Source organism: Rossellomorea sp. GAMAL-10_SWC (assembly GCF_049568075.1).
GTDB lineage: Bacteria > Bacillota > Bacilli > Bacillales > Bacillaceae_G > Gottfriedia.
The window spans coordinates 3,564,755-3,576,557 of sequence record NZ_CP144911.1 but is presented as its reverse complement, the minus strand read 5'-3'; the positions used below and the strand labels follow the sequence as shown (position 1 = coordinate 3,576,557).

At 35.3% G+C, this 11,803-nt stretch carries 7 protein-coding genes; 6 read left to right on the top strand and 1 reads right to left on the bottom strand.

Features of this window, described 5'->3' with window-relative positions:
* Window positions 1-16 precede the first annotated feature (16 nt).
* The gene (locus V5E38_RS17745; RefSeq protein WP_499210943.1) at window positions 17-946 is read left to right on the top strand and encodes a DMT family transporter; all 930 of its coding nucleotides are present in this window, start codon (window positions 17-19) and stop codon (window positions 944-946) included.
* A gap of 82 nt (window positions 947-1,028) precedes the next feature.
* Here V5E38_RS17745 and V5E38_RS17740 read toward each other — a convergent pair whose 3' ends face one another.
* Window positions 1,029-1,391: a VOC family protein gene (locus V5E38_RS17740; RefSeq protein ID WP_387331812.1), complete on the bottom strand. Its 363-nt coding sequence runs from the start codon at window positions 1,389-1,391 to the stop codon at window positions 1,029-1,031.
* A 411-nt stretch (window positions 1,392-1,802) separates the two neighbouring features.
* Between V5E38_RS17740 and V5E38_RS17735 the strand changes: the two genes are divergently transcribed.
* The 5 genes from V5E38_RS17735 (at window position 1,803) to V5E38_RS17715 (ending at window position 11,769) form a co-directional block, all read left to right on the top strand.
* Complete coding sequence (locus V5E38_RS17735) at window positions 1,803-3,083, top strand: helix-turn-helix domain-containing protein (protein ID WP_499210942.1); 1,281 nt, start codon at window positions 1,803-1,805, stop codon at window positions 3,081-3,083.
* Between the two features lie 142 nt (window positions 3,084-3,225).
* Entirely contained in the window at window positions 3,226-7,497 is a 4,272-nt protein-coding gene (locus V5E38_RS17730) for a S8 family serine peptidase (RefSeq protein ID WP_499210941.1), read from the top strand.
* Between the two features lie 280 nt (window positions 7,498-7,777).
* Window positions 7,778-9,472 carry a DEAD/DEAH box helicase gene (locus V5E38_RS17725; RefSeq protein ID WP_499210940.1) on the top strand — a complete coding sequence of 565 codons (1,695 nt, stop codon included), beginning with the start codon at window positions 7,778-7,780 and terminating at the stop codon, window positions 9,470-9,472.
* 105 nt (window positions 9,473-9,577) lie between these two features.
* On the top strand, window positions 9,578-10,534 hold the full coding sequence (gene glsA, locus V5E38_RS17720) for a glutaminase (protein WP_499210939.1): 957 nt from the start codon (window positions 9,578-9,580) through the stop codon (window positions 10,532-10,534).
* A 485-nt stretch (window positions 10,535-11,019) separates the two neighbouring features.
* The gene (locus V5E38_RS17715) at window positions 11,020-11,769 is read left to right on the top strand and encodes a sulfite exporter TauE/SafE family protein (protein WP_499210938.1); all 750 of its coding nucleotides are present in this window, start codon (window positions 11,020-11,022) and stop codon (window positions 11,767-11,769) included.
* The last annotated feature ends 34 nt before the right edge of the window (window positions 11,770-11,803 follow it).

The window sequence follows — 11,803 nt, the reverse complement described above, 5'->3', positions numbered from 1 at the left end:
TCAAAGGGGTGATGAAATGATCATTATTAATTATATTTTTATTTGCATGATTTTCGGTACAACTTTTCTAGCAATAAAATTCGGAATTGAGTCAGGCGTTTCGCCATTATTTTCAGCCGGCATTCGATTTACATTAGCAGGACTGATTGTCATTTTATATTTCCTTTTTAAAGGGGTAAATGTGAAGAAATTTATTTTTTCAAAACGAATTATGTATATTGGATTCTGCTTAACTTTTATGACATTTTCAACATTGTATTGGGCTGAGCAATATATAACATCAGGGTTAGCCGCAGTTTTGTCTGCAACTGGCCCAATGATGATTTTACTTTTCCAATTAAGGAGAAATAATAAGAGAATTGAGCGCAAACAACTAATAGCGTTATTAATGGCTTTTGCAGGTGTAATTTTTGTCTGTTTACCTGGGATAAGTCAGCATGTCTCTTACTTATGGGTTGCTGCTTGTATCGCAGTATTATTAGGAGAAGCTTTTTACGGATTTGGATCAATTTCCTCAAAAGAAATATTAACAGAATACAGTACTGTATCACCATTTTTAATCAATGCTTTTCAAATGTTATATGGTGGAATATTTCTACTTTTAGTGTCGTTTTTATTAGAAAAACCAAAAATTGAAAGTTTAGGTTCTTGGGACGCAGTGGGGCCAATATTGTATCTTGTATTTATAGGTTCAATAGGGGGACATGGATTATACAGTTGGTTATTATCTAAAACGAACCCAGTCTTCCCCTCAACATGGCTTTATGTATCACCATTAATTGCAAGTGTCCTAGGTTATTTCGTAATGGACGAACCGATCAAACCGATTATGGCGATTGGTGGCATACTAATCTTATCCGGTGTTTTCATTGCGAATTGGTCAACGTTTTCTATGTATAGAAAGCAAGGTAGGCTCTTAAAAAAAGAAATGAATATTTCAAAGTAATATCTTTAATCTAAAACTAAATAAATAAAGAAAATCCACATGGAAAATGAATTTATCCTGTGGATTTCCTTACTTTATTTAATCATGATTTTTGAACAAATGCCCATATGTAACCGTCTGGATCTCTTAAACAAAATTCCTTATAGCCCCATGGTTGAATAGTAGGTTCTGTGATGACTTTTTCTCCATTTGAAAAATCTAATGGCGTCAATTCTTTTTCCAATACACTTTCAAATAGTGGATCGACTGCATTTACGACTAATTGAAAGACTGCATCAGTATTGGATTGCGCATCAGTAGGATGGAGCATTAGCTCGCCATTCCCTGCTTTAAACCAATACATGCCATCGTGTCCTCTTAAATATTCAAATCCCACTTTATCATACCAGCTCTTAGAAGAGTTTGTGTCTTTACAAAAAATAACAATATCTAAAACTCCGTTCATTTAATCAGCTCCTTTATATTTCCTGTGTTAACTATTCTTTGGAGAACATATGTTTACCTTTTTTATCAATAATATCTCTAGTATTTCAGTTATAGTGTTTTTTAATGCCTAGGTTTCTTTCAATCAACTCATAAGTATTTATAGCTTCAGTAGTTTTATATTATATTAACAAATTAATAGGGTTCTCTATACGTCATTATGCGACTAATGGAGAGCCTTTTTTGATCGTTTGTCTAATAAAAAAAGTATGTCTACAAGATTAAATTCAAATTGACAAAATTTTTCAGAAATAAAATGATATCAAGTATCGTTATAATGAAATTGTAATTTAATAGCTTTACGAGGATGGGGCATTTATAACGCTTAAGGAAAGAGCAGAAGTAAATAAGAAGAAAATTGTAGGTGAGAAGAATGAACGCTGCTCTATTTAAAGAAATTCAATGTATATGCCTAGAGAAAGGCTGGACAAAAACTGATTTGGCGAGGGAGTCAGGTATTCATATTAGTGAAATAAGTCGTATTTTCAATCATAAACGCTCGCTCACACTAAAATATTTGGATGCCATTTCCGAAGCTATTGGGTTGGAGGAAGGCGCACTTTATTCATATTTTTATGAAGAGTGTTTTAATGAAGAACAAATTTTGGACAAGCGTAAAAGTGTACAGTTTTTATTCAAATGCTTTACTAATGGTTACGAGGAGCATTGTCAAAATCTGTTACATATTATGACAACTGAAAAATCAGTTACGATTCAAATTGATTATTTAAATTATATTTTTTTCGTCGCAGAAGAGCTTTTTAAAGCTGGAAAAGAAGAAAAAGCTTTGTCTTTGTACGACATTATTATTGAATGTGATTCGAAGGATGTTTTAGAACTGTTGGCAATTAGTTATTATAGGCGTTTTTATATTTTAAGAATGACTGAGGATGGTCCTAACGCATTGACATATGTGTTGGAGTATCTGTACTGCATGCCGAAAAAAGTTAGAATGGAAGCATATTTATGGATCTCAGCTTTCTATTATAGGCGCGAGCAATGGGAAGAGGTGCTTTACTACGCTGAGAGATTAAGGAAATTGGTTAAAAACGGAGAGTATTATGGTAGAGCACTTATGTATAAAAGCTTTGCACTTGCACGCCTTGGGGGCTCATTAGAAGTAATAATTGAACTGACAGATCAATATGCGGGGGTAAATGATTATTTTGCTGATTTAGCTATAGGAAATCGACTTGCTTCTTATTTGGATTACGGACAGCTTGAGTATGTAGATCAATATCTTAGTTGGCTAGAAGATCGAGAAGATGTATATGTTGGATTACCAAAGGTGCTTGAAGCTTTTATTCGATTAAAACGATTAGATGATGCTAATAGAATCCTAGATTTATATCAACATACAATTGAAGAATTGATAATAGATGCAGAACCATGGTTAAAACAGAAGGTGCATTTGGATTTTCGTTATGCATATGCTTTTTATCAGTGTGAAAGTCTACAGCTGCCAAATGGTTTAGATGAATTACTGGATGTAGCTTATACAGCAAATCAAATAGGCAACTTAGAAAGATTCAATAAATGTCTTCTAATCTATTGGAGATATAAGGACCATGCGACCTCTGAACAAATAAGTAAGTATATTCAACTATTAAGTATTAATGGTATTATGGAGAGCTCCTTGCGTAACTTTGCATAGTTCTATTCTATTTGTTTGAAGAAAAAAATTAAATCATAAATAAATTTAAAAAAAAATGAAGTTTGACATAATTTTCAGAATAAAGAATTATATCAAATTTCATTATAATGAACTTATTAAGAAAAGAAAGTAGGGATAGTAGTTGAAAAAGAAGATGTTTAGAAATGTTACTACACTAGCATTAACAACAGGACTTATCAGTACTACAATGACACCAGGTTCCTTTTCACAACAAGTTCATGCACAAGCAACTTCAAAGATTGAACAAGTACTAGCACAACTGACGCCTCAGCAGAGAGAGGCAATTAAGCAATTGAAATTAAGTGACAAAGAGGGGCTTCAATTGTCTTCTGATGTCGATCAAACAAGTGACAAGCTTACTCCTGTTATTGTCGAGTTTAAGGACAAGCCACAGCAGACGGCCGTTTTAGAAGCAGAGGCGGAAGGAGTAACGTTAACAACTGATGCTGCAAAAGAAAAGGTGGATGCTTCACACGAAACATTCCAAAAAGACTTAAAAATAATTTTTAGCAGTGAATTAAAATCAAAGAAAAATTCATATTCAATTAAACGATCATATAAAAAAGCATTTAATGGTGTTTCTATGACTCTACCAGCTAATAAAATAAAGTCATTACTGAAATCTAATGCAGTAAAAGCTGTCTGGAGTGATATGCAAGTTCAAGTAGAACCACCTTCGATAAAGGAGACGACAACTAAGCAGGCTGCAACTCACACGATGGTTACATTCCCTGGAGTTGAAAAACTTCACCAAGAAGGCTTTACAGGAAAAGGTGTAAAAGTCGGAATTCTTGATACTGGAATTGATTACAATCATCCTGATTTAAAAGGTGCCTTTAAAGGTGGTTACGATTTTGTCGACAATGATAACGACCCGATGGAAACTTCATATGCAGATTGGAAGAAGTCCGGCCAACCTGAAATAGGTTCAAGCGGTGAAGCGTACTATACTGAACATGGGACACATGTAGCTGGTATTATTGCTGGACAAGCAAAAAACAATGCAGATTTTGCTGTAGAAGGTGTTGCCCCTGAAGCTGATATTTATGCTTATCGTGTTTTAGGCCCATATGGATCTGGATCTACATCGGCTATTTTGGCAGGTATCGATAAAGCAGTATCAGATAGAATGGATATCATTAATATGTCTCTTGGAGCTAATTACAATGATCCATTATATCCTACGAGTATTGCTGTAAACAATGCTGTTCTTGCAGGAGTAACAGCGATTGTCGCAGCAGGAAACTCAGGAGATCGAATGTATTCACTTGGTGCACCTGGTAATGCACCTTTAGCAATTACTGTTGGGGCTAGTGATACATCTGTCTCAATTCCAAATTTTTCAGGATCACTCCATTCTTCAACAGGAGACTTGGCTGCTGATCTTAAGCTAGCTGCTAGAGGCTTGACTGATGATGTAGCTGACTTTGATGGTCAAACTTTACAAATGGTTAATGTATCATATGGTGGTGAAACTAGCTATTGGATGGGTTCTGCTGGAAACTCTGATCCAATCGATGTAAAGGGTAAAATAGTTTTAGCACAGCGCGGTAGCTACGGAATTACTCAAATCATAGCGACTGCTAAAGCTCATGGTGCAAAAGCTGTTGCTTTATATGATACAGATATTCCATTAGGTGATGTGTACCTTGGAGACGGCTATGGATTACTTCCAACATTTTTAGTGAGTAATGCACAAGGAAAAGCTTTAGCAGCTAAATTACCTTTAGTTGGGGCATCTAAAGGTACATCACTTGGCTTCACATTTAGTAATATGAAACAACAAGTGACAGTTGGTGATAAATTAGCACCTTTTAGCTCACGTGGTCCATCTCGTGTACTATACGATATTAAGCCTGAAGTAACAGCACCTGGTGTATCTGTTTTTTCTACTGTTCCTTCTTATATGCACGGAGCAGATCAAATTGGAAACTATCAATACGCGTATGAGCGTTTATCTGGAACGTCAATGGCAACGCCTAATGTTGTTGGTGTCGCAGCATTATTAAAGCAAGCTCATCCAGATATGTCTCCTTCAGATATTAAATCAACACTTATGAATACAGCAGATCCATTAAATGATAAATACAGTGTATATGAAGTTGGGGCAGGTCGTGTAAATCCATACGATGCTGTTCATTCTCAGACGGAAATTCAAGTAAAAGATAAAACTTCAACAGTAAAAGATAATATAAGTAATAATGAGGCAACTACTCTAGCAAGTAAAGGCATTAAACAAATTAAAAACATTACTGGTGCATTGAGTTTTGGAGAACAAGCTGTTACTGGTAAAGACTTAACAGATCAACGTGCAATTACAGTATTTAATAAAAGCTCTGTAGATAAGACATATGATGTGAAGGTTCAATTCCAAACATTGGACGGACGTTTCACAAATGACTCTAGAGCAGACCAAGATGCTGCTGCAAATGGCGTTACATTAGATGTGAAATCATCTGTAAAAGTCAAAAGATACAGCAGTGCGAATATGGATGCTACAATTAATGTTCCTAAAACTGCAAAGCTTGGAACGTATGAAGGTTACGTAGTCTATACAAACCAAAAAGATCCTAATGAAACATATAAAATTCCATTTGCTATTCATACGGTAAAAGAAGGTATTGACTACCTAAAAGGTAATCCTCCAGCGTTTACAGTACCATATGAAGCGGCAAGTAATGCGACAAAATGGTCAATTGGCGTAAACTTTAAATTAAATTCTCATATGCGTTATTTTGATTTCTTTATTGTAGATCCAAAAACAGACAAAGAAATCGGATTCTTAGGCTCAGCTGACGGAATGGGAGCAGATGAGAATATTGAGTATTATTTCCGTGGCATTCTGAATAATGGTCAATACTATCCTCTAACTGGTGATCCGGATAACCCAATTGGGTATGACCTTAAAGAGATTGACCCAGGACTCTATAAAATTAGAATGGTAGGAACAAATGATAAAGGTGAAACTTTCACTGCTGATGCACCGGTTTACAATGGGGTGAAAGAAGCAAAAGTAACAATGAATAATATGAAAGCAGGAGGAATTTACGAAACTACTAATCCGACTGACACGAAAGTTTCTGTATCAGGTAATGTATTTGATAAAGAGATAGACGAGATGAAAGCAGCAGGCATTACTGCATCACAAGGTGACAATAATTTTACTTATTATAATCCTAATAATTCTCAAGAAAAAAGCATACCACTAGACTCACAAGGAAATTTCAACGCTGAAATACCATTAAGTACATCTGGTCCAATTGTAAATGCCATTACAGAGTACGATTTCTCAGATTATACTAAATCAACTGTCAGAAATTATGGAAGTTTTATAGATGCATATTTTGTTAGAAAAGGAACGGCATATACAACAGCAATCTCTGATAAACAACATATTAATATGGGTGAATCAACAACTGTAACGTTCTCAACCAAAAATATAAAAACAAACGTGAAGAAAGCAGAATTTACTTTCCTTTATCCAAGTCAGTACCTTGATTTAATCAATGTACAACCAAATGCAGCATTTAAAGGAAAACTAGATGTTCAATATACGGCTGCTCAGTTTAATAATTCGTTAACTAAAATGACTGTTACTGCTACAGCAACAGGAGACTTAGCGAATACAGGGATAGCTGGTGATGTATCATTAGTAGACTTAACATTAAAAGCAAAAGACCTATACTACAAAGGACCAATGAACTTCTACAATGGAACAGGTTCAAGTCGATTCTTTAACGCTGTTTATACAAATGTGGATAATACGACTGTAACGACACAAGGAATTCAGCCTTACTTCTATATTCAACCGACCTATTCATTAATGAGAGCTCAAGTACAGGCTGAAGGACTAATGTTGTTCGGCGCAGAACCTATGGCAAAACAAATTGATTTCAATAAAACAGGTACAAAAATTAGTGTGAAAGATGTAAATGGTAAAGAATATGGTGTATCTGATCCTTTAGGTTACGCTGGCAACTTATCACAAGCAGCATTTAGAACGAGATTACCGATAACAGATGATGAATTTACATTAAAAATTGATGTGCCAGGTCACTTTACATTCTCGAAAGATTTTAAAATCGGTGTAAACGAAGATGGAAAAACGACTGCAGGATCTAAACCGATTAATTATGACTATATTCCTGGTGGAGATGTAAATAAAGATAATGTCATTGACGTAAAAGATGCGCTATACATCCAAACATATTGGAATACAAATAAGCGTGATGCTGACATTAACTATGATGGTGTTGTTGATGCAAAGGATATGCAGTATGTCATTAATAACTACAAAATGCAAAATCCATGGAACGACAATTCACCAAAAGCTGCTACAAAGTATAAAGGCAAAACATTAGATGATGTTTTACAAGCACTAGGATTAGAGTAAGGCAATAACTAGTCAAACGGTAACCTATCGAGGGTTACCGTTTTTTTCCTTGATCTTAAATTTAATATATCATTAAACTCTTGATTATTTTACTAAGGAATTGTGAAAAATAACTTGATGCAGAAGAAATCTAATCGATTATACTTACACAATTAAAAAAGAATAATTTTAAAAAGATTAATAAACGTTGTGATACAATGAATTAGTCGTTTTTTGAGTAAATATATGAAACAACCATTATTATTTATAATGAAAGAAAATAGAAAGTAAGGTAAAATTAATGAATAAATTTTCTAGTTTAGGTTTAAGTGAGGAATTAACTGAGTATTTAACTGAATTAGGGATAACAGAGCCTACTCCGATTCAAGAGAAGGCAATTCCCATTGTATTTGAAGGTAAGGATTTAATAGGACAGGCGCAAACAGGAACTGGTAAAACATTTGCGTTCTTATTTCCAATCCTAGAAAGAATTAATTTAGAATTACCACATACACAAGCTTTAGTCGTTGCTCCAACAAGAGAGTTGGCCCTTCAAATTACTGCTGAAGCTAAAAGGATTGTTAGTGAAGATTTTGGAGTACTTGCTGTGTACGGCGGACAAGATGTTGAACAACAAGCTCGTAAACTAAAAAGTGGTGCCCATTTAATCATTGCAACACCTGGTAGACTTTTAGACCATTTAAGACGAGGAACAATAAAATTAGATAAAGTTGATTTCCTAGTGCTCGATGAAGCAGACCAAATGTTACATATTGGATTTTTACACGAGGTTGAAGATATTATCAATCAAACTCCTGTGTCGAGACAAACCTTATTATTTTCTGCTACAATGCCAGATCAAATCCAATCACTTGCAAAGCGTTACATGAAAAAGCCAGAAATTATTAAAGTAAAAGCTAAAAGAATTACACTAGATGAAATTGAACAATTAATTATTGAAACAACAGATCGCGGTAAATTTAATGCATTATTGAATCAAATCAAAGAAGCAGAGCCGTTTCTAGCAATTATTTTTTGCAGAACAAAAAGAAGAGCTAATAAATTAAATGAACAGCTAAAAGGAAAAGGTCTTTTATCTGAAGAACTACACGGAGATTTAACCCAAGGCAAGCGCGAAAAAGTTATGAAAATGTTCCGCGAAGCTAAAATACAATATCTTGTAGCAACAGATGTAGCAGCTAGAGGAATTGATGTCGAAGGTGTTACTCACGTATTCAACTACGATATACCATTGGATACAGAAAGCTATGTACATCGAATTGGAAGAACAGGACGTGCAGGAGATACTGGTATTGCGATAACATTTGCTACTCCAAAAGATTTTCAAGATATGAGAGTAATTGAAAAAGAGCTTAATCTTTCAATTAAGAGAATAGAAATGGAAAGAGGAGAAAGTTCAGGCAGAGCGGATCGAACAGAAAATGCAGGCAGAACAGAAAGATCGAGAAATGCAGGTAGAGCGGAAAGAACAGGTAATGCAGGCAGAGCAGAAAGAACGGGTAATGCAGGCAGAGCAGAAAGAACAGGTAATGCAGGCAGAGCAGAAAGAACGGGTAATGCAGGCAGAGCAGAAAGAACGGGTAATGCAGGCAGAGCAGAAAGAACGGGTAATGCAGGCAGAGCAGAAAGAACGGGTAATGTAGGCAGAGCAGAAAGAACGGGTAATGCAGGCAGAGCGGATAAATCAGGAAATGCAGGCAGAGCGGATAAATCAGGAAATGCAGGCAGAACGGATAGATTAGGAAATGCAGGCAGAGCAGAAAGAACGGGTAATGCAGGCAGAGCAGAAAGAACTGGAAATGCCGGTAGAGTAGAAAGAACAGGAAATGCAGGCAGAGCAGAGAGAACGGGAAATGCAAGCAGAGCAGATAGATCAAGAAATGCAGGTAGAGCGGAAAGAACAGGAAATACGGGAAATTCAAGAAGTACAGGGAAATCAAGAAATGAGGGCAGGTCTGGTAGGAGAAGTAGATAAGAAAAACGTAAAGAATAGGTAGGGATTTAATTGTTGTAGGCATACTCATATAAAGTGATTTTGAGAATGTCTTTTCTCTTAATAATGAAATGAACAGGTGATATTATGACGCAGAATGGATTTCGAGAGGAAAAAGAAGTTCACAATATGGAGGAATTGAAAGTCCTTATTGAAGAGGCAAAGGAGTTTATTCAGTATGGAAAAGTAGCCAATTATATTCCTGCCCTTGCAAAGGCAAATAAAAAGGATTTATCGTTGGCTGTGTTTTTGCCTGATGGACGACATTTTGAAGCTGGTAATACGAGCATTCGTTTTACTTTGCAAAGTATTTCGAAGGTAATTTCGCTAGCTTTAGTTTTAATGGATCGTGGAGAAGATTACGTATTTGAGCGAGTAGGGATGGAGCCTACTGGTGATCCGTTTAACTCAATTGCAAAATTAGAAGTTAGGTCTGCTGGAAAGCCGTTAAATCCAATGATTAATGCGGGGGCTTTGGCAGTTACAAGTATGATTAAAGGTCATAGTATAAAAGATCGCTTTCAACGACTTTTGAACTTTATGAGGGTTTTAACAGATAATAAAGAGCTTTCTTATTCGAAAGAAGTTGCTATATCTGAATTTGAAACAGCGCACTTGAACAGATCGCTTTGTTACTTTATGAAAGAGCATGGAATTATTACTGAAGATGTTGAATTGCTATTAGATTTATATACAAAACAATGTTCAATCGAAGTAAACTGTTTAGAAATGGCGAGAATTGGACTTATTTTCGCGCTTGATGGTTGGGATCCTATTTCTAAAACGCAGCTTATACCTGAAAAAATAGCAAAGATTTGTAACACTTTTATGGTTACTTGTGGGATGTATAATGCATCGGGTGAATTTGCGATTAAAGTTGGAATTCCTGCTAAAAGTGGTGTTTCTGGCGGTGTTATGGGTGCGGTGCCTCGCCGATTTGGAATTGGTGTTTATGGACCGTCACTTGATGAAAAAGGAAATAGTATAGCCGGTATAAAATTATTTGAGTTACTGGCTTCACGATATAATTTGAGTATTTTTTAATAAAGAGGGCTGTCCATATGTCAGGTTACTTGACGGGGGCAAGCCCTTTTTATGTTGAAGTGGGGGTATCTCGTCAGTGTTATTCATTTGAGAGGGATTTTACTGCTACTCATTATAGTAAATTAGCAAATTTTTTTCGTTTATTATCCGACTAGAGAAAACATAGAGCAATTTTGCTATTATAACAGTTTAAATAAGCTACTTTAGCACAATTAGTACGTATTAATACCTGTACCACTATAGGTATATTTCTGATTTAATTGCAGTTTTTGGGATTTTAATTGCAGTTTTGCCATTTTTATTTGCGATTCTCGAATTTTAATTGCAGTACGTCGTTTATTGCACCAAAAGTCCCGCCATTCCTAAAATTTCTCCCCTTAGTCCTGCTATTCCATAATCATCCACATCTAATAAGGTCTTTAGTTTCCCTTTTTTCGAATATTTTGTGTATAGTAAGGATAGACGCGAAAAAGGGAGATAGGAAAATGGACTCACTATTATTACTTTTTATTTTAGGAATCGGTGCAGCAGTAGTTGGAACATTAGCAGGTGGTGGAGGATTAATTACACTCCCGATGATGATTTTTCTTGGCATTCCTATTCAAACGGGTATTGCCACAAATAAGTTTGCTTCAGGTTTGGGGTCGTTTAGTAGTATCCTTTATACAATTAAAAAGAAAGATTTTAAGACCTCAGTCATTTTTCAATTTATATTCGTTTCGTTTATTGGTGGGGGAATTGGTGCATTTGTAACGAGTATGTTAGATGAACATGTAATGAATATCGTGGCATTAGTTTTATTAACTGGTTCGTTATGGTTAACGTTTGCAAGTAAAAAGTGGAACTATGAAACTACGAATAAAAGTGGTGTTGAAAAGCAAACATTGTTAGATAGGGGTATCTTAACGGGGATTGGTGTTTATGACGGGGGCTTCGGTCCAGGTTCTTCAACATTTGCAATCTTGTATTTTATTAAAAAAGGATTTACTTATGTTAATGCAGTTCAGTTGGCTAGAGTATTAAATTTTGGGAGTTGTTTATCAGCATTTATCATATTTTATATGACAGGGCACTTCCAATGGAAAATTGCTGTGACGATGGCTGCTGCTTCAATTGTTGGTAATCAAGTAGGGTTAAGATTTGCTGAATTTGTTCCAATGAAGCTAGCCAGAATTCTATTAATTTCAGTTTCTGTTTTATTAATTGTTCAAGTAAGTTTAAAGTTATTTGTATAAACAAAAGGGTCTGTAGGTATATACAGGCCTTTAT

What these genes read in the sequence shown, in the direction of transcription:
- V5E38_RS17745 (WP_499210943.1), top strand. Translation starts at nt 17, where the DNA reads ATGATCATTATTAATTATATTTTTATTTGCATGATTTTCGGTACAACT.
- V5E38_RS17725 (WP_499210940.1), top strand. Translation starts at nt 7,778, where the DNA reads ATGAATAAATTTTCTAGTTTAGGTTTAAGTGAGGAATTAACTGAGTAT.
- V5E38_RS17715 (WP_499210938.1), top strand. Translation starts at nt 11,020, where the DNA reads ATGGACTCACTATTATTACTTTTTATTTTAGGAATCGGTGCAGCAGTA.
- glsA (WP_499210939.1), top strand. Translation starts at nt 9,578, where the DNA reads ATGACGCAGAATGGATTTCGAGAGGAAAAAGAAGTTCACAATATGGAG.
- V5E38_RS17735 (WP_499210942.1), top strand. Translation starts at nt 1,803, where the DNA reads ATGAACGCTGCTCTATTTAAAGAAATTCAATGTATATGCCTAGAGAAA.
- V5E38_RS17740 (WP_387331812.1), bottom strand. Translation starts at nt 1,391, where the DNA reads ATGAACGGAGTTTTAGATATTGTTATTTTTTGTAAAGACACAAACTCT.